Source organism: Pseudomonas sp. 1L-C-7-B-C1, assembly GCF_057291635.1.
Window position 1 is genome coordinate 92,695 of record NZ_JBXAWH010000016.1, and the last position, 18,394, is coordinate 111,088.

18 protein-coding genes are annotated in these 18,394 nt (G+C 61.9%); 6 read left to right on the plus strand and 12 right to left on the minus strand.

What is annotated here, in order from left to right:
• Positions 1–43: 43 nt before the first annotated feature.
• From AC0Z8Z_RS22710 to AC0Z8Z_RS22725, 4 genes are read right to left on the minus strand one after another with little or no spacing between them, the layout of a single operon-like run.
• A complete protein-coding gene (locus AC0Z8Z_RS22710; RefSeq protein WP_485620601.1) occupies positions 44–667 on the minus strand; it encodes a PqiC family protein in 624 nt (207 codons plus the stop codon).
• Positions 664–2,340: a PqiB family protein gene (locus AC0Z8Z_RS22715; protein WP_172612693.1), complete on the minus strand. Its 1,677-nt coding sequence runs from the start codon at positions 2,338–2,340 to the stop codon at positions 664–666. Before AC0Z8Z_RS22715 ends, AC0Z8Z_RS22710 begins: the two co-directional genes overlap by 4 nt.
• On the minus strand, positions 2,330–2,947 hold the full coding sequence (locus AC0Z8Z_RS22720; protein WP_485620602.1) for a paraquat-inducible protein A: 618 nt from the start codon (positions 2,945–2,947) through the stop codon (positions 2,330–2,332). The genes AC0Z8Z_RS22715 and AC0Z8Z_RS22720 overlap by 11 nt, the downstream gene beginning before the upstream one ends.
• Positions 2,944–3,498 (minus strand): paraquat-inducible protein A, encoded by a 555-nt coding sequence (locus AC0Z8Z_RS22725; protein WP_485620642.1) that lies wholly within the window; start codon positions 3,496–3,498, stop codon positions 2,944–2,946. The genes AC0Z8Z_RS22720 and AC0Z8Z_RS22725 overlap by 4 nt, the downstream gene beginning before the upstream one ends.
• Before the next feature lie 480 nt (positions 3,499–3,978).
• On the opposite strand from AC0Z8Z_RS22725, the gene AC0Z8Z_RS22730 reads away from it, so the two are divergent.
• Positions 3,979–4,332, plus strand: a complete 354-nt coding sequence (locus AC0Z8Z_RS22730) for a hypothetical protein (RefSeq protein ID WP_172612691.1) — start codon at positions 3,979–3,981, stop codon at positions 4,330–4,332.
• A gap of 72 nt (positions 4,333–4,404) precedes the next feature.
• Here the strand turns inward: AC0Z8Z_RS22730 and AC0Z8Z_RS22735 are convergent, their stop codons facing one another.
• Positions 4,405–4,725, minus strand: a complete 321-nt coding sequence (locus AC0Z8Z_RS22735; RefSeq protein WP_122625365.1) for an ElaB/YgaM/YqjD family protein — start codon at positions 4,723–4,725, stop codon at positions 4,405–4,407.
• A gap of 199 nt (positions 4,726–4,924) precedes the next feature.
• Here AC0Z8Z_RS22735 and AC0Z8Z_RS22740 point away from each other — a divergent pair, with 199 nt between their 5' ends.
• The gene (locus tag AC0Z8Z_RS22740) at positions 4,925–5,182 is read left to right on the plus strand and encodes a hypothetical protein (RefSeq protein WP_122534790.1); all 258 of its coding nucleotides are present in this window, start codon (positions 4,925–4,927) and stop codon (positions 5,180–5,182) included.
• An 82-nt stretch (positions 5,183–5,264) separates the two neighbouring features.
• Here AC0Z8Z_RS22740 and AC0Z8Z_RS22745 read toward each other — a convergent pair whose 3' ends face one another.
• The gene (locus tag AC0Z8Z_RS22745) at positions 5,265–5,747 is read right to left on the minus strand and encodes an LEA/WHy family protein (RefSeq protein ID WP_485620643.1); all 483 of its coding nucleotides are present in this window, start codon (positions 5,745–5,747) and stop codon (positions 5,265–5,267) included.
• A gap of 42 nt (positions 5,748–5,789) precedes the next feature.
• Positions 5,790–7,319 (minus strand): nucleobase:cation symporter-2 family protein, encoded by a 1,530-nt coding sequence (locus tag AC0Z8Z_RS22750; protein WP_485620603.1) that lies wholly within the window; start codon positions 7,317–7,319, stop codon positions 5,790–5,792.
• 399 nt (positions 7,320–7,718) lie between these two features.
• Between AC0Z8Z_RS22750 and AC0Z8Z_RS22755 the strand changes: the two genes are divergently transcribed.
• The 4 genes from AC0Z8Z_RS22755 (at position 7,719) to AC0Z8Z_RS22770 (ending at position 12,544) form a co-directional block, all read left to right on the plus strand.
• Positions 7,719–8,018 (plus strand): ArsR/SmtB family transcription factor, encoded by a 300-nt coding sequence (locus tag AC0Z8Z_RS22755; protein ID WP_205482901.1) that lies wholly within the window; start codon positions 7,719–7,721, stop codon positions 8,016–8,018.
• 567 nt (positions 8,019–8,585) lie between these two features.
• On the plus strand, positions 8,586–10,019 hold the full coding sequence (locus AC0Z8Z_RS22760; protein ID WP_485620604.1) for an NAD-dependent succinate-semialdehyde dehydrogenase: 1,434 nt from the start codon (positions 8,586–8,588) through the stop codon (positions 10,017–10,019).
• A gap of 370 nt (positions 10,020–10,389) precedes the next feature.
• Positions 10,390–11,859 (plus strand): MFS transporter, encoded by a 1,470-nt coding sequence (locus tag AC0Z8Z_RS22765; RefSeq protein WP_485620605.1) that lies wholly within the window; start codon positions 10,390–10,392, stop codon positions 11,857–11,859.
• Positions 11,860–11,956: 97 nt separating this feature from the next.
• Positions 11,957–12,544: a LysE family translocator gene (locus tag AC0Z8Z_RS22770; RefSeq protein WP_485620606.1), complete on the plus strand. Its 588-nt coding sequence runs from the start codon at positions 11,957–11,959 to the stop codon at positions 12,542–12,544.
• A 32-nt stretch (positions 12,545–12,576) separates the two neighbouring features.
• On the opposite strand, the gene AC0Z8Z_RS22775 is transcribed toward AC0Z8Z_RS22770, so the two are convergent.
• The 5 genes from AC0Z8Z_RS22775 to AC0Z8Z_RS22795 form a co-directional block, all read right to left on the minus strand.
• Positions 12,577–13,410, minus strand: coding sequence for an AraC family transcriptional regulator (locus AC0Z8Z_RS22775; protein WP_485620607.1), 834 nt, complete (start codon positions 13,408–13,410; stop codon positions 12,577–12,579).
• 6 nt (positions 13,411–13,416) lie between these two features.
• Positions 13,417–15,060 (minus strand): phosphoethanolamine transferase, encoded by a 1,644-nt coding sequence (locus AC0Z8Z_RS22780; RefSeq protein WP_485620608.1) that lies wholly within the window; start codon positions 15,058–15,060, stop codon positions 13,417–13,419.
• Between the two features lie 239 nt (positions 15,061–15,299).
• Complete coding sequence (locus AC0Z8Z_RS22785; protein ID WP_485620609.1) at positions 15,300–16,040, minus strand: hypothetical protein; 741 nt, start codon at positions 16,038–16,040, stop codon at positions 15,300–15,302.
• A gap of 15 nt (positions 16,041–16,055) precedes the next feature.
• Positions 16,056–17,414 (minus strand): diguanylate cyclase domain-containing protein, encoded by a 1,359-nt coding sequence (locus tag AC0Z8Z_RS22790; RefSeq protein WP_485620610.1) that lies wholly within the window; start codon positions 17,412–17,414, stop codon positions 16,056–16,058.
• Positions 17,415–17,416: 2 nt separating this feature from the next.
• Complete coding sequence (locus AC0Z8Z_RS22795) at positions 17,417–18,214, minus strand: substrate-binding periplasmic protein (protein WP_485620611.1); 798 nt, start codon at positions 18,212–18,214, stop codon at positions 17,417–17,419.
• Positions 18,215–18,394: the final 180 nt, after the last annotated feature.

Below are 18,394 nucleotides of genomic sequence, written 5' to 3' on the forward strand. Positions count from 1 at the left end.
TGATGGGAACGCCCGGGCGTCTGGGGACCGGGCGCCGATGCTGTCAGGAAGGGCAGCGGGCATCGGGTTGGCGCGCCCATTGCGAGGCGGTCCGCGCGATGGCTTCAGCGAGAGCCGACACGGCTTGCTGATGAGCGAGCACCAGGTTTTCCATGCCGGAGGCTGCTGGTTGCCGAATCACGCTGCTGCAGGTGAGGGTCTGCCGCTGGGTACCGGGCCCGGCACCGCTGCCGCGCAGGCTCAGGTTCCAGACCACGTCGATCAGGGCGTATTGATCCAGCACCGATTCAAAGCGACGTACGTCAGTGCGCACCGATAGCACCGGCTGGTTACCCTGTTTCGGCAGCCCGGCAAGGTCTCGGGACCCGAAGCGACGCTCCAGCTGTCCAGTCAGCGCGTCATGGAATTCATCGCCCAACGGCGCGCCCCAGCGTTCGTTCTCCAGGATCGCCAGGCTGCCATTACCCTGGCGGATGACCAGCGGCGGCTGGTCGACCTGCACCGCCATGAGCACAGCCTGCATTTCGAACTGAAACGGCGCCGGGCTTACATTCGCCGGCACCGGAGTGGCCGGCGCGATCAACGTGTAATAGTGGGTCGGCGTGGAGGCGCAGGCCGCCACACCGAGCACACACCCCAGGGCAAGAAGAGAATTACGCAGCGTCATTGGGCCGGCTCCGGAGCGATTTCACGGGAAGAGGATGATCCTTTATACGAACCGGGCGCCGCGTCGCCAGTGCGACCGCGAATCAGTGATTCCGGATGGCGACTGAGGAAGTCGGTCAACACCCGCACTGAGCGCGCCGTCCGCTGCACTTCGTCCATGGCTTGACCCAGTTGCTGACGTGCCGGCGAGTCATCCGACAGCGCCTCGTTGGCCGTGCCCAGGGTTTTTTGCGCTTGCTGCAACGCGCCACGCATCTGTGGCAACACGTCGCTGTTGACCTGCTTCATGGTTTTCTGGAGTTCGATCAGGCTGCCGTTGAGGTTCTTTGCCAGGTCGTCGAGGGGGATCTTGCCAAGCTTGTCGACAAACTGCTGCAACTGCTCCTGCAGCTTATCGAAACTGCCGGGCACCGTCGGAATCTCCAACGGACGCGCCTTGGCGTTGTAGGAAATCTTCGCCGCCTTGGGATCGAAATCCATGGCCACATAAAGCTGGCCGGTCAGCAGGTTGCCGGTGCGCACCTGCGCCCGCAGCCCGCGCTCGACAAACTGACCGAGAATTCTGGAGGTCTGCTCTTCATCGTCGCCGCCGCCGGCCTGCTGTTTCAGCTTGTCATTGGCTGCGCCCAGCCGCTGTGGATAGATCACGGCGCCGACGATGCCGGGGAAGGTGCCCGTCGCCGCGTCATAGTCGAGGTCAACGGACACCACGCGGCCCACGTTGACGCCGAGGAAGTCCACCGGCGCATTGACCACAAGGCCGCGCAGCGACTGGTTGAAGCGCATGCGGATGTATTTGGGTTCGCCGTCGGGTGGGGCCAGCGCAGTGGCCTGGTCCTCGAACAGCTTGAATTCGGCGTTGCCGTTGGCCGGCTTGGCGTCCGGACTGTACTTGGGTTCACGGAAGGCGATACCGCCGGAGAGGATCGACGCCATGGACTGGGTGGACACTTTCAGGCCCGAAGCACCAAGGGTGACGTCCACACCGCTGGCGTTCCAGAAGCGTGAATCGTCGAGGACGAATTGATCGTTGGGCGCGCCGACGAAAATTTCGACGTCCACGCCCTTGCCGTCCTTCGCCAGTTCGTAGGCCACGACCTGGCCCACCTGGATGCGGCGGAAGTACACCGGCGAGCCGATGTCCAGCGAGCCAAGGTCGTCGGTGTGCAGAATGAAGCGCTTGCCTTTCTCGCCAAACGTCACGGCCGGCGGGGTTTCCAGGCCGGTGAAGTCTTTCTTGGTTTCTTCCGAGTTGCCGGCATCGGCGCCGATGAACGCCCCTGATAACAGGGTATCGACGCCGGTCACGCCATGGGCGCCGATGCGCGGCCGCACCACCCAGTACTGTGTGTCGGCGCGGGTGAACGGCACGGCCGACTGGTTCAGGTCGATGCTTGCCAGCACGTGAGTGCGGTCATCGCTGAGTTCGATGTCGGTGACCATGCCGATGACCACGTTCTTGTACTTGACCTGGGTTTTCTTGGCTTCCAGACCTTCGGCCGTGAGGAAGCTCACCACCACTTTGGGGCCGACGTTGAGGAAGTCATGAACCACCATCGACAAGCCGATCAGGGCGGCGACGATCGGCACCAGCCAGACCAGTGACACGCGGACCTTGCGTGCCTTGACCTGCGGTCGGGTCGGCGGGGAGGGGGGTAGGGTGTTATCGGACATCTTCAACCTCTGCGTCCCAGATTAGCCGGGGATCGAACGTCATGGCGGCAAGCATGGTCATCACCACCACCAAACCAAAAAACAGAATGCCAAGGCGCGGCTCGATGGTGCTGAGCCCGCGAAACTGAACCAGCGCTGCCACCAGCGCGACCACCAGCACGTCGAGCATGGACCAGTAGCCGATCAGTTCAATGAAACGAAACAGCCGCGAGCGCTCGCGCATCGCCCATGTGCTGCGGCGCTGGCAAGTCACCAGCATCAGCCCCAGCACCAGAAACTTGATGCACGGCACGACCACGCTGGCGATGAAAATCAGAATGGCGATGTCCCATGAGCCGCTTTCGGCGAACTCGATGACCCCGCTCATGATGGTGTTCTCACTGCTGCTGCCGAGCATGGTCGTATACATCACCGGCAGCAGGTTGGCCGGAATGTAGAAGATCAGCCCTGCAATCAGAAATGCCCAGGTGCGCGTCAGGCTGTTGGGCTTGCGCCGATGCACCGGCGAATCGCAGCGCGGGCATTCATGGGCGTCTTCCGGGCAGACGTAACTGCACACGTGACACAAGGTGACTTTGTAGTCGCGGGCGTAGGGAATGCCGGTCATTGCGGGTCAACTCCCAGTTCGTCCCACAGACGGCGGATGTCTTTGCCGGCGATCAACAGGATCAGCACCATCAGCATTGCCATGGCCCACAGGCCTGCGCCTGCGTGTACGTCCAGCATGCCTGCCAGCTTGACGATCGCCACCAGAATCCCCAGCAGGCACACCTCCAGCATGCTCCAGGGCCGCAGGTGTTCAAGGGTGCGCATGCACATTTTGAAGCCGGGGGCGATCTCGCCGCGATGGGCATGCGCCAGCACCCAGAACAGCAGGGCGATCTGCAGCGCCGGCGCGAGAATGATGGCCAGCCCTGCGACCAGGGCGATCAGCGTGATCTGCCCCTGGGCCAGCGCTTGAACCGAACCCCAGAGGGTCACCTCGTTGTGCAGGCCTTGCATGCTGATGCTGATGACCGGAAACACGTTGGCGAAGATGAACAGGACGCAGGCGGCGAGGCTCAGTGCGAGCAGTTGCTCGATGGTCAGCCGGTGACTGCGGCGCAGAATCGCGGCGCAGCGCAGGCAATAGGCAGCCTCGCCTCTGTTCAGGGGCATGGCCTCGTAGACCGAGTCGCAATGCTCGCAGATGATCCACTGATCAGCGCGCGTGTGCGTCTCGCCCAGCGCTGGCGCGGGCGGTTGCTCGGATGCATGGGCCTGGCGGTGAGAAATGTCAGTCATCGGCGCGGGCGTCGCGGAAGTCATGGATGTGTTCACGATAGATCGGCTTTCGTCGATTGCGCGTGTGGGCGTTGGGCGGGCAACGATACCCTGTCGGCCAAGCGCAGGCTCGCATTAGTTGAAGTGAATGTCATGAAAGACGCGCCGGCGAAAAGACTTGAAAGATTGACCACAGTGCCATCATTGGGTTCGGCGTTATTTTGCAAAGGCGGCCGCACCGTTCTCAGAATGCTGTCACAGGCAAGGGTGAAAGCGAATTCGCTGTTGTGGCCGAGCATTCTAGCGGCGGCCAGTTACAACTCGCATCCACCTGCGGTGATAGACTCCGGCCACTTCAAACGAGGAGCAACAGACGTGCGCAAGATGGCAATGATGGTAGCGGTGTTGATGCTGGCGGGTTGTGATGGCGGCAAGCCGGCGACACCCGCCCAGGTTCCGAGCACTGATTCGGTGGCGGAAGCGCCGACGCCGGCTTCGCAGCAATGGACCATTCGTGTCCATTTGAAGGAAGCACTGAGCGACATGACGTATTGGCTGGTCGAGCACCATTACCCGTCTTACGTGGTCAAGGTCGATGGCAGAGAAGTGGTCATGATCGGGCCGTTCGAGTCTCAGGCTGACGCCGAGAAGGCGAAGATGGATATCGATGCCGCGATGGCCAAGGCCCATCGACTGTCGCAGCTGGAAGTGATCCCGCCACACTCCTGAGGATCCGAGGCCGGTGACATCAAAGGATGCCCCGGCCAAACCCCGTCTTGGAGCAGAGTCAGACGTCGATGATCAACGACGGCCCAGCAGCAGACCCACGACCAGACCGAAGCCTGCAGAGACCGCCACGGTCTGCCATGGGTGGCCGCCGATGTAGTTTTCGGTGGCATCGACGGCTGGCTTGGCGCGTTCGCGCACGCTGCTCACGGACTCCATGGCCTGCTTGAGCTTCTGGCTCAGTTGAGCGCGCACGGTGTCGGCTTCTTCGCCAACCAGTGAGGCGCTGTCCTTGAGCAATTTGTCGGACTCTTCAATGAGGGCGGCCAGTTCGCTGAACGCTTGATCCTTGATCTGTTCGACAGCGGCGTTTTGGGCAGCAGTTTTACGAGCCATGGCAAATTTCCTTTCAGTGGTTATGGCAGTGTGCAATGGAGTTTTGAGTGCCTGAAAAGTTGCAGCCCAAATCCGCCGGCGGCCAAAAAGTACAATGAACAGGGTCGGGAATTGTCTTCACCGGGTGTAAGATGCTGACGTTTTTCGAGCCGATACGGCTCCGTTCATGCGTTTCGTTTTGCACATCGAGGTACATACCATGAGCTACAACCTGGCCAATAAAACCCTTCCGGAACGCGCCGCCATCGAGGACGAAAAGTCTCGTCTGTTCGATCTGTGGCAGAGCAATCTGGGCAAGGCCAAGGGTGACGCTGCCCGGTTGATGGGCGAGCGGGCCAAACGCAAGGGCAAATGGTCGGAGTGGGTGCGCGGCGAACTCGACGCCATGTCGCCACCGGAGTACGCCAACATGGTGCGCGCCGAGGTCAATCGTCTGGTGGCGGCGGCGCGGGGTTGAGGGATTCAATACAGCGCTTTTGATGCCTTCCCGGCTAAAGCCCGTCCCAGTGGAAGCTCAAAATCGGTCATGGGGCGCGGTATCACCAACTTCCGCTAGCCGGTTTCGGCAGGCTCAGCGTGCCGCTGTCTTCAAAGCGCATCGTGCCGAACAGCCCGCCGGCCAGCTTGCCGTGCAGCTCGTAGGGCAGGTTGTCCAGGCGCTGCTGATCAGCGAGGCCCACCGCCTGGCGCAGGGCGGCAAAGGCTGAAACCGTGACCGGCACGGTCAGTACGCCCTCGGAGAAACGCCCGATCGTGCCTTTCTGGTCACTCACGCCGGACGCCAGCAGCCGGCCGTTGACGTCCAGGTTCAGCGCCACACCGTCGTACTGGATGTCGGTGTCGTTGGGATTTTGCAGGCGGAGCTTCACGGCGAAGCGGATTTCCAGATCCTGGCCGGGCAGGGGATCGATGCCCACCACGTTGATATTCAACGGGTCGCGGTTGGGAAACAGCGCGCAGGCGCTCAGTGCGAGCACCATGGTCAGGCCGGCGAGGAGGGTGCGGATCGGGCGTAGCGGCATCGGTGACTCCCGTGGCAGGCCGTTGGGGCGCAACATGCCCCTTCAAACGTCCTGACGATTCAAGTGTGCGACCCCGCGCGCCGGAAGAGGTTCTGCGTCAGGTGCCGCAGCAGCTTCTGCATCAGGGCCGGGGGACGGGTCCTGCAGCACCTTCAAGGTCGCGGCTTCCGGGTCGAATTCCGTGAGCTCCGGCTCCTGGTATTCCTCTGGCAGAAAGATATTAAGGAGGATCGCGCAGAACGCGCCGACGGTGATGGGCGATTCGAAAATGTTGTGCAGCGCCTTGGGCAGCTCGCGCAAGACCTCCGGCACGGCAGCGACGCCCAGGCCCATGCCCAGGGAAATCGCCACGATCAGCATATTGCGCCGATGCAGGCCGGCTTCCGAGAGGATCTTGATGCCCGCCACCGCGACGGTGCCAAACATGATCAGCGTCGCGCCGCCCAGCACCGGCTTCGGCATCAGCTGCAGCACAGCGCCGATGACCGGAAACAGGCCCAGCAGCACCAGAATCCCGGCGATGTAAAACGCCACGTAGCGGCTGGCCACGCCGGTCAGCTGAATGACCCCGTTGTTCTGCGCGAACGTCACCATGGGCAGGCTATTGAAGGTCGCGGCCAGCGCCGAATTCAGCCCGTCCGCCAGCAGCCCCGACTTGATCCGGCGGATGTACACCGGCCCGCTCACCGGTTGCCGGGAAATCATCGAGTTGGCGGTAAGGTCCCCGGCGGCCTCCAGCGGCGACACGAGAAAGATCACCGCGATCGGGATGAACGCCAGCAGATCGAAGGAAAAGCCGTATTTGAACGGCACCGGCAGGCTCATCACCGGAACATGGGGCATCTGCGCGAAATCCACCCGACCCATGAACCACGCGACGGCGAAGCCCAGGGCCAAGGCGATGATGATCGCACTCAGGCGCAGTAACGGGATGTTGAACCGGTTGAGGACCACGATGGTGATCAGCACCAGACCTGCCAGGCCCATGTTCGCCGCCGAACCCAGGTCGCCTGCGCCAAAGCCGCCGGCCATGTCGGTCATCGCCACTTTCAACAGCGACAGGCCCATAAGGGTAATGATCGTGCCGGTGACCACCGGGGTGATCAGCTTGCGCAATTTACCGATGAACTGGCTGAGGGCGACTTCGACGAACGCCGCGCAGAAGCACACGCCGAAGATCGTGGAAAGGATTTCCTCTGTGCCGCCGCCGCGACTCTTCACCAGAAACCCCGCGCTGAGTATGACGCTGAGAAAGGAGAAACTGGTGCCCTGCAGACACAGCAGGCCCGAACCGATCGGGCCAAAGCGTTTGGCCTGAACGAAGGTGCCCAGCCCGGACACGAACAACGCCATGCTGATCAGGTACGGCACTTCGCTGTCCAGCCCGAGCACGCTGCCGACGATGAGGGTAGGGGTGATGATGCCGACGAAACTGGCCAGCACGTGCTGCAACGCGGCAAAGATCGCGGCAGTAAAATGCGGTCGGTCATGCAGGCCGTAGATGAGGTCTGATCTGGATGAAACTGAAGCAGAAGCCGAGCGGGTCGGGGCGCTGTTGCGGGGTGCGGTCATGGTTAGCCTGCCATTTTGTTTTTATGGGGTCATGGGCTTTGCGGATGACACATCTCCCACCGGTGCGGACATCTTGTCTTGCCGGTCAGGATTGCCGACTGTACAACATGTCCACAAGTAGAAATACATTTTAGTAGAAGATTGTGTACAAATCGTGAGGCGAGGCATGGCAGTCGGCCGTGGGAAAAAGGGCGCGCAGGATGCCAGAAAACATTACCCAGGTCAGCGATCGATGTCGGCTGGTTCCAGGCAAATGCTCACGGCGCTGAACCATCTTTTGCCGAAAGCCTCCATAATGTTGACCGCCAGTGTCGACCGCCATCAGTGGTGACCGTCACCAGCCTGTCGAGTTTGTTCCGCAGTATCTCTGGACAAGGAGGTTTTTACTGAGGCGTCACGATGATCAAGAGCACGGCACAGCAGTTCCCGTTGAGTGAGTCGCAAATCGCATTGATCGCCCGGGCGCTGGCGGACAGCCGACGCTTTCGGATCCTGATTCAGATCGGCGACAGCGAACAGGCGCTGCCCTGCGCCGAAGTGCTGAAGGTCCATCCGGTCAGCGCCGCCACCGTTTCCCACCACACCAAAGAGCTCGAGCGCGCCGGCCTCATCGCCACCCTGCGCGAAGGCAAATACGCCAGTTTCATCATCCAGCGCGAAGTGCTCCACGCCTACGCTCGGCAGTTGATGCAGATCTAATACACCCCGTGCGATCTGCAAGACGCGGAGCGTCCGGGGCGGTGTGACCACGCGGAGCGTGGGAACAATCAGCATCTATGGTGAACAAACCGGCCTCTTCCCGGCTAAAGCCAGTCCTACAAGGGCACCGTGTGCAGTCAGTGGGATTGGCTCGGACTGTAGGACCGGCTTCAGCCGGGAAGCTTTTGCTTTGCTTCTGATCTGCTTTTGATCTTCATGCGCAAAAAGTCCAGACACCACAAATCGCGACTTGGGTGCAGGCCGAACGCAGACGACGCGCAGTGGGTCGAGCCGCATGGATGCGGCGAGAGCGCCGTCAGGACATGGATGTCCGTTCGGCGCGGGCCCACGGAGCGTCGTCGGAGTGAGGGAACCCTGAGGAACGAAGGGCCCAACCAGGAGCAGGCACTTTTGCTTACTTTTGGTGCTTTTCAAAAGTAAGTCGCCGAAGGCGAAACAGTCGGCCCCCAGGCCGACGCCCTTGATCTCCTCTGGATCTCGGCAGCCCCATTGAAAAAAGCCCTGACAACCCCTATGTCTTGAACAATCCCGCATCCGGAGTTCCCCATGTACCCAGACGTTCAGCTCTTCATCGATGGTCAATGGCGTGCCAGTGCAGACGGCCGCACCCTCGACGTCATCAACCCCGCCGACGGTGAAACCCTCGGCACCGTCGCCCATGCCGACATCGCCGATCTGGATCAGGCGCTCGCAGCGGCCGAGCGCGGCTTTGAAACCTGGCGCAGCACCCCGGCCTACGACCGCTACAAAATCATGCAAAAGGCCGCCAACCTGCTGCGCGACCGCGTCGACCACATCGCCAACATCATGACCCAGGAACAGGGCAAACCCCTGGCCGAAGCGCGCATGGAAACCCTGTCTGCCGCCGACATCATCGACTGGCTGGCCGAAGAAGGCCGTCGCGCCTATGGCCGACTGGTCCCATCGCGCAATGTCTCGGTGGAGCAGAAAGTCATCAAAGAGCCGGTCGGCCCGGTGGCGGCCTTCACGCCGTGGAACTTCCCGATCAACCAGGTAGTACGCAAACTGTCCTCGGCGCTGGCGGCCGGCTGCTCGATCATCGTCAAGGCCCCGGAAGAAACCCCGGCGTCGCCTGCCGAACTGGTCCGCGCGTTCGTCGATGCCGGCGTTCCGGCGGGCGTCATCGGCCTGGTATACGGCGACCCTGCACAGATTTCCAGCTACCTGATTGCGCACCCGACCATCAAGAAAGTCACCTTCACCGGTTCGACCCCTGTCGGCAAGCAACTGGCAGCGCTGGCCGGTCAGCACATGAAGCGCGCGACCATGGAGCTCGGCGGCCACGCCCCGGCGCTGGTGTTCGACGACGCCGATATCGACCTCGCCGCCCGCACGCTAGCCGGTGCCAAATTCCGCAATGCCGGGCAGGTCTGCGTGTCACCCACGCGGATTCTGGTTCAGCGCGGCGTGTTCGATGAATTCGTCGAGAAGTTCGTCGGCCACGCCCACGAGCTGAAAGTCGGCAACGGCCTGGAGCAGGGCGTGACCATGGGCCCGGTGGCCAATGAGCGTCGCATTCCGGCGTTGTCGGCGTTGATCAAGGACGCCAGCGACAAGGGCGCCAAGGTCCACGTCGGCGGCAAGGCCATCGAAGGGCCGGGCTACTTCTTCCAGCCCACTGTCCTCAGCGGCCTGACCACCGAAATGCGCATCATGAACGAAGAACCGTTCGGCCCGGTGGCGCTGCTGGTGCCGTTCGACACGGTCGAGGATGCCGTCAAGGAATCCAACCGCGTGCCGTTTGGTCTGGCGTCGTATGCGTTTACTTCGTCGATGAAAACCACCCACATCCTCAGCACCCGCATCGAAGCCGGCATGCTGTCGATCAACCACCAGGGCATCGGCCTGGTTGAAGTGCCGTTCGGTGGCATCAAGGATTCCGGCTACGGGTCCGAGGGCGGTACCGAAGCGATCGAGGCGTACCTGAACACCAAGCTGGTGACGGTGTTCAACGTTTAACGTCATGCTGCGGCGTTGAAAAAGAAGCCCACCGTCAGGTGGGTTCTTTTTTGGATTGTTGTTCGTACCCACGCTTTGCAAGGCGCGATCGAAGGCTGAATGCACGAGCTTCTTCGTGAGCAAGCTCACTCCCACAGGTTTGGGAAAATGACTGAGATCGCGAGTTGATCGGCGATCCTGTGGGAGCGAGCTTGCTCGCGAAGGCTTGCTCTCCCTCAAAGAAGAAAGTGGCTGACTGTTCCTACCCCTTCCTGATCAAGTTCAGTCCCACAGCCTCAGCGGCTGACACAGGTCCCAACACCTCGCTGAACTCCCGCCCACCCCGCGAACTCTGAACCCACAGATCACTTCCGATCCACGGGGACGAGTCATGGCGATCAGCGGCGTGCAGGCGGTAGCGGCGGACAGCAAAGGGGAGGTGTTCGAAACGGATCTTCCAGCCCGGCTCGATCGTCTGCCGTGGGGGCGGTTTCATACCTTGCTGGTGTTTGCGCTGGGCATCACTTGGCTGCTCGACGGGCTCGAGGTGACACTGGCGGGCTCGGTGTCCGGAGCCTTGAAAGACAGCCCGGTGCTGCACCTGACCAACGCCGACATCGGCCTGGCCGGCGGTGCCTATATCTGCGGCGCGGTACTGGGGGCGTTGTTCTTCGGCTGGCTGACCGACCGTCTCGGTCGGCGCAAACTGTTCTTCATCACCCTCGCGCTGTACATCACCGCGACTGCCGCCACGGCGTTCTCCTTCAGCCTCTGGAGTTTCCTGCTGTTCCGCTTTCTCACCGGGATGGGCATCGGCGGCGAATACACGGCGATCAATTCCACCATTCAGGAATTTACCCCGGCCCGGTTTCGCGGCTGGGTGGACCTGACCATCAACGGCACCTTCTGGATCGGCGCGGCCCTGGGCGCGGTCGGCTCCATCGTCCTGCTGGACGCGTCGTGGGTCGGCGCGGACATGGGCTGGCGCCTGTGTTTCGGCATCGGCGCGGTGCTGGGTCTGATCATTCTGCTGATGCGCCTGTGGCTGCCGGAAAGTCCGCGCTGGTTGCTGATTCACGGCCAGGGCGAGGAGGCGAGGGTGATTGTGGAAGGCATCGAAGAGCGCCTGCGCCAACAGGGCCACGACCTCTCCGCGCCAACGGGTCCGCCATTGCGTCTGCACGCCCGGGACCACACGCCGCTGAAAGAGATTTTCCACACGCTGTTCAACACCTACCGCCGTCGCGCCCTGGTGGGCCTGACGTTGCTGACCGCTCAGGCGTTCTTCTACAACGCCATCTTCTTCACCTACGCGCTGGTGCTCACCGAGTTCTACCAAGTGCCGTCGGCCTCCATCGGCTGGTACGTGCTGCCCCTGGCGCTGGGCAATTTCTGCGGGCCCTTGCTGCTCGGCCGGCTGTTCGATGTGGTGGGGCGGCGGGTCATGATCAGCCTGACTTACGCCGTCTCCGGGGTTTTGCTGACCGTCAGCGGCTATTTGTTTCAGCAGGGCATTCTGGACGTCACCCAACAGGCCATCGCCTGGATGATCATCTTCTTCTTCGCCTCGGCAGCGGCCAGTTCGGCGTACCTGACCGTCGCCGAAACCTTCCCGCTGGAGATCCGTGCACTGGCGATTGCGGTGTTCTATGCGTTCGGCACGGCGCTGGGTGGCATTGTTGGTCCAACACTGTTCGGCGAGCTGATCGACACCCACGAGCGCGGGCCGGTGTTCTTTGGGTACCTGATCGGCGCGGCGTTGATGTTGCTGGCCGCGGTGGTGCAGGCCATCTGGGGCGTGGCATCGGAAGGCAAATCCCTCGAAGAAGTGGCGCGGCCCTTGTCCCAGGCCCACGACTGACCCAAACACCCGGGCTGCGATTGGTCAGTTTTGTTCAATCACCGCCCGGCCGCACTTCGTACACTCACCTGACAGTCAATGACAGATGAGACGTGCAATGAACCTGATGATTTCCATGACGGCGTTCGCGCTGGCCGCGTCCATATCGCCGGGGCCGGTGAACGTCGTGGCGCTCAGCTCGGGTGCGCAGTTCGGCCTGATCGCCAGCCTGCGTCATGTGCTCGGCGCGACGGTGGGCTTCGTCGTGCTGCTGATGTTCACCGGGTTCGGGCTGCATGAAGTGCTGCAACGCTACTCGATGCTCACCGAGATCATTCGCTGGGCGGGGGTAGCGTTTCTGCTCTATCTCGCGTGGAAACTGGCCATGGACGACGGCCGCCTCGACGTTGCCAAACCGACCCGCGAGCCGTCTTTTCTGCACGGCGCGGCGATGCAGTGGCTGAACCCGAAAGCGTGGCTGGCGGCGGTGGCGGGGATGGGCGCGTTCGTGGCCGATGGTGAGGCGCGACTGATCGGTCTATTTGCGCTGATTTACTTTGTCGTGTGCTACCTGTCGGTGGGCTGCTGGGCCTACGCCGGTGCTTTTCTTGGCCCGTATCTGCGCAGTCCCCGACGCATCCGCGTGTTCAACCGCAGCATGGCGGCGCTGTTGGCAGGCTGCGCGGTGTCACTGTTTTACGTCTGAGCCCGTTCAGGTCCGGACACGCAAAAGTCCGATCACGGTTTGTACTGGCCCGGCGTCAGAGCCAGATGCTTTTTGAACGCCCGCTGAAAGTGCGCCTGATCGGCAAAGCCACTCTGCTGGGCAATGTCGGCGATGGGCTCGCCGCTGCGCAATTGCGCCTGGCCGTGCTGGATGCGCCGGTTGACCAGCCAGGCGTGCGGGGTCATGTGGTAATGCTGCTCGAACGCGCGAATCAGGTAGGCCTCGGACAGATTCGCCACCGCGCACAGGTCTTCCAGCCGAATCGGTTGCAAGTAATGCGCATCGATGAACCGCGCCACACGTGCGACCTTGGGATTGGGCCGTCTCGGTGTCAGCGCCGAGCCGCCCAGACGCTGTTCGACCCGCGTGAAGAACCCGACCGCGGCCTCCTGTTTTGCCAGCGTCTCCAGCTGCGAATCCACCAGCCGCCGATGCAGCGCCAGCAGCCCGTCGAACAACAGCGGATCACGACTGTGGGTGGTCGGATACCCCCGAAACACGCCGCCGTTGTTGACCCCGCAATCCTGCTGCAGCGCGCCCAGCCATTGCGCGTTGACGTACAGCATCAGGTAGGACCACGGCTGATCGTCGATGGGATTGCAGGCGTGGACCTCGCCGGGGTTCATCACCACAACGGTGCCGGCGGCGATGGTCTGGGTGGTTTTCTCGTGCAGGTAGGTGCTTTGCCCGGCGGTGATTGCGCCGATGGAGAACACCTCGTGGGAATGACGGGAATAACAGACCTTGCGGCCGTCGTCGATGGAGCGCGCTTCAATGAACGGCAGCTGCGCGTCCCGCCAGAACACCGGTTGATCAAGACGTTTCACCGGGTTCTGGCAGGTCATCTCAACTCATCCCTTGTCGCGTTTGCAGCTGTGAAAGAGGTCCAGCGCCGGCTGGTATTCCGTGCTGGTAACGCCGAGCAAGCCTAGCACCGAATGAAACACATAGTCATGGCTCAGGTCCGGCTGGTCTTGCCTGGCGGCCAGGCAGGTGCGATCGACGCCGGCGTCTTCCAGGGTCGAGTGGCCAAACCACATCACCATCGGCACGTGGGTCTGGGCGGTCGGAGCGATGGCGTACGGCGCGGCGTGCAAATAGATGCCGTTTTCACCGAGGGATTCGCCGTGGTCCGAGACGTAGATCATCGAGGTATCGACCTTGTCCTGATTGCGCTTAAGCAGTTCGATGGTCTGGGACAGGAAATGGTCGGTGTAGAGAATGGTGTTGTCGTAGACGTTTTTCAGCTCGTCGGACGTGCAACTGCCCAACTGATTGGTGTGGCAAACCGGCGTAAAGCGTTCGAGGCTTTTGGGGTAGCGATCGTAGTATTCCGGACCGTGGCTGCCATCGGAATGGAGGACGATGATGGCGTTGTCCTGCAGCGAATCGATGTAGTCCTGCAAGCCCACCAGCAGCGATTCGTCGAGGCAATTCTGACCATCGCAGAACGGGCTCGGCTGATTTTTCGGAATGTCGCGGTGGGGCACGCGCAGGCAGGTGCCTTTGCAATCGCTGTTGTTGTCCAGCCACAGCACTTTCAGACCGGCGCGCTGAAGCATGTCCAGCAGACCCTCGTAGGTCTTGCCCTTTTTGTCGCTGTAATCAGTGCGCGGAAACTTCGAAAACATGCACGGCACTGACACGGCGGTTGACGTGCCGCACGAGGCCACGTGGGTGAAGTTGAGAATGTCCTGCTTCTTCAGCTCCGGGTTGGTCTCCCGCCCGTAACCGTTGAGAGAGAAGTGATCGGCGCGGGCCGTTTCGCCGACGACAAAGATCATCAGGCTCTTTCTCGGCCGCTGTTGCGCCTGCGGGCTGAGCGCAGCGTCGGCGCCGACGGTCTGGATGTTCAGCGTCTCCTTGATGGCGACGGTCTGCTTGGTCAGCTTGCCAATGGCGTAGAGGTAGTTGGTCGGGTTGATGAAGTGGGTGAGCTTGTCTTCGTCGCGAAATATCGGCGCATAGGTCGAGTAGAAGGGTCCGACGGCAGTGGCGATCACCAGCAGACAGCCGGTGCACACCAGCACTTTGTTGACCAGCCCGGGCAATACGCGGCGGTAGGTCACCGGCACCCGCCAGATCAGTGCGATCGGCAGCACGCCCAGCAGTCCCAGGTAGAGAAACAGCTTGCCGCTCAACAGGGCCTGGGCCTCACCGGGGTTGGTCTCGATCACGTTTTCCATCATCGTCGTGTCGATGCTGATGCCGTAGGTGTTCATGAAATACGCCGCGGCCGCCGAGCACAGCGCAACCAGACTCAGCACCGGCTTGAGCGTCGCGCGAAACGAAAAAGGCGTGAGCAGCAGGGTGATCGCAGCCCACAGCAGGAGGGCAAACGACACATAAAACGCGATGGCTTTGACGCCTTGTAACTGCGCCAGATCAACCAATGCGCGCCAGGTCGCCAGGTTGTAAAACAGCACCAGACACAGGGAAAACAGCATCACCAGACGAGTAGACGTGACCGGTTTGACCATCGGATTCATTTCCATATCAGGGGCCGCGCAGTGCCTGGCGTGCGGATGCAGCAGGCAATTCCATCCTTAGTGCCGAGACGTGAGTGCCGAGACGTGCGGTGAGTCAGTCAATGGCTGCCGGGAGGGTAGGCGGGACAGACCGCGCGGAGTTTTCCAAAACGATTGTGAAGGCTTCGTGAAATCCCAGAGGCGCTTGTTTCCGGGGCGCGAAAAGCAGTTTTTGCAGGCCGGGGTGGGCTTGCGACCGCTTGCTGTCACTGCCCGGCGATGACCCTGTCCACGGTGCCGTTCTGCTTGAGTCGGGCGAACGCGGCGGTGATCCGCTGCACCGTCTCATCCGGGGTACTGGCGCTGAGGGCGACGTACAGACCTTTGGACAGCTCGCCGAGGGTAAAGACGCTTTCCAGGTCCTCATAGGCAATGTGTAAATCGGCGCATTGCTCCCGCGCCTCGCGTTCGGGCATGGGAATCAGCTCGACTTGGCCGCTGATGAGTTTGCGCAGGTTGTCGAGGTTATTGGCCGACACCACCATCCTGCTGAAACCCTTGCCCTCCAGGTACTGCTGGCGCGAATCGTCGCGCACCACGCCGACGGTGTAGTGACTGGCGTCCTGCAAATCCGTGACCAGCACATCGCGGCGCTTGCGGAGTTTGTAGAACGAAGGCATGACGTGTTCAAGCTCGCCGACCCACTTGAACAGCCCTTCGCGCGCACTGCTGCGAATCATCGGGTAGATGAGCACGTTTGCTTCCAGGCGCGCGATGTCGTAGGCCCGTGCCCAGGGGTAGAGGGCCATGTGGTAGTCGGTGATGCCGGCGTGGGCGAGGGTCATCTCGACGACTTCACTGGCGACCCCGACCACCTTGTCGCCGTCAAGCGCGCTGTAGGAAGAGTCCTCGGTCACCACTTGCAGCGGCGTGGCGTCGGCGTTCAGGCACACGAACAGCATCAGGAAAGTGGCCAGAACACTGTGCTGACAATGAATTTTTCCCATGGCATCCCTCTCGGTTCAGATCACACAGCGGTCCCGGCCCTGGCTTTTCGCCCGGTACAGTGCCCGGTCGGCACTCTGCAGCAGTTGATCGAAGTGCTCCATGTTCGCCGGGTCGAGCTCGGCCACGCCGATGCTCAAGGTCACGAAAGGCGAGACCGGTGAAGCGCTGTGGACCAGTTGTTGTCGGGCCAGCAGGCCGCGCAGGCGATCGGCCGAGGCCAGCGCCTGCTGCTCATCCTGGCCCGGCAGCAGCACGGCGAATTCTTCGCCGCCGAGCCGCGCCACCAGTTCGCCGGAACGCGAAAACAGCGCGCTCATGGCCAGCGCCACATCGCGCAGGCATTGATCGCCCCGCGCATGGCCGTAGGTGTCGTTGTACAGCTTGAAAAAATCGATGTCGCACATCAGCACCGACAGCGGCTGGCGATGACGCAAGGCGCGGTTGAATTCCAGCTCCTTGAGCTCGTCGAAATGGCGGCGGTTGGCGAGCCCCGTGAGGGGATCGAAGCGGGTCAGCGCTTCAAGTCGCGTGTTGGCAGCCTTGAGCTGTGCGGTGCGCTGCTCGACCAGTTCGGCGAGTTGATCGCGGCTGGCGGCGAGGGCGACTTCATCGTGGGCCTGACGCTCCAGGTGCGCGGCCAGTTTGTCCTGCAGGTCATTGACGCCCGCTTCCAGCAAGTCAAGTTCGTCGCCCCCCTTGCCGCGCCGTTCCAGGGTCAGGTGGGTCTTGAGGTTGAGCGGCGTCAGGTGCTCGAGGTGCCGGGCAATGCGCCGCACGTGCAGGGTCACCGAGCGGTTGAACATGCCCATGATCACCCCGGCCAGCGCCAACGATTGGATGATTTGAGTGAGCATGATGATCGCGACTTCTTTCCAGAGGCGTTTCCACAGCAGGCTCTCGTCGCCTTCAATGGTCAGCTCGCCCACCACTTCGCTGGCGCCGGGATAGGGCGCGACGGTCAGCTGCCGATGCAGCGCCGGGGCGCGAATCGAGCCGGTGTGGCCGGGGTGCTGGCGTTCGAGGATTTCAGGGGCGCGACCGGGCCGCAGGACCTTCAGCTGTACCCGACCCACCGGCGCCGCCGTGGCGACGCTGTCGATCTGGGTCTGCAGCGCCTGGTCATCCATTTCCCACACGGCCTTGGACAGCGTGCCCTGAAACACCTGATCGATCAGGGTCAGCTCGGCATTCATGTTCGCCAGGTTGGTGTTCCAGGCGAACCAGGTGCGCACCAGCACCGTTGCGACCGTGAACAGCACGCAAAACGCCAGCGTTGCCAGCACCAGACGCCGCGCGAGCGACCCGGTGCGCTGTCCGGTGCGCGGGGTGGGGCGGGTCTTGCCGGGCGGGTCAGAAGGCGTTTCGCGCTGCATGCTCATTGCCACTTGCGCGCGATGGCGTCGTAGGTGCCATTGGCGCGAATCGTCTCCAAGGCTTTCTGAAACAGCTGCACCGTGGCATCGGGCGTTCCCGTGCTGAACGCCATGTTGAAGCCGCCGGCTTCCTCCAGCTCTTTTATACGCAGGGATTGCACCAGGTTTCGGGCCGGGTCATCACCCACTTGCCGGGCGAGGTAGTAAGCGTTGAGCTCGTCGGAAATCCACAGGTCGACGTGGCCGGTCTGCAGTTTCTGGTAATTGAATTCGTAGCGGTTGCTCGATTGCAGCTGATGGCCGATCTCGAACGTGCGCGCCATCAGATACTGCTCGCCAACATCTTCATTGACCGTCGCGGTCTGCCAGTCCCGGGCATCGTCCAGGCTCAGCAACGTAACGGGATGGCTGGCGGACGAATAGAGAAACCAGCGCGACGCGGCGATGGTGCCGACCCACTTGAACAGATGCTCGCGCTCGGCGGTGCGAGTGATGGAGTAAATCAACACATTGGGCGTGTGCAGCGCCAGATCATATGCCCGTGCCCAGGGCATGGACTGAATGGAGGCCTGCACATTGACCTCCTTCAACACCGCCTGAACCACCTCGGTGCTCATACCGGTGAGCACCCCGTCGCGAGTCATGTTGTAGGGCGGCAGTTCTTCGGTGACTACGTGAATCTCGGCATGAAGCGCGTCTGAGTTAATCGATTCAGCTCCCGACGCGCCCGTCCCCATGCACAGCAACAGCGCCATACACAGTGCGCTGCCCAGTGAGTGAATGAGCGAATGGAGTGTCATCGATAACTACCTCATGGGTGCAAAAGCGACCGATTCCGGGCCCTGAATAACCCGGCGCAACCGTCACCGACTGCCTTGCACATTGGGATATCGGCTGAATAATCCGTCACTTGAGACGGCTTCCTGCCGGTCATCCTAACAGCTTGCACAGACAAATCCGGGTTCCCCCACTGCCGCGCG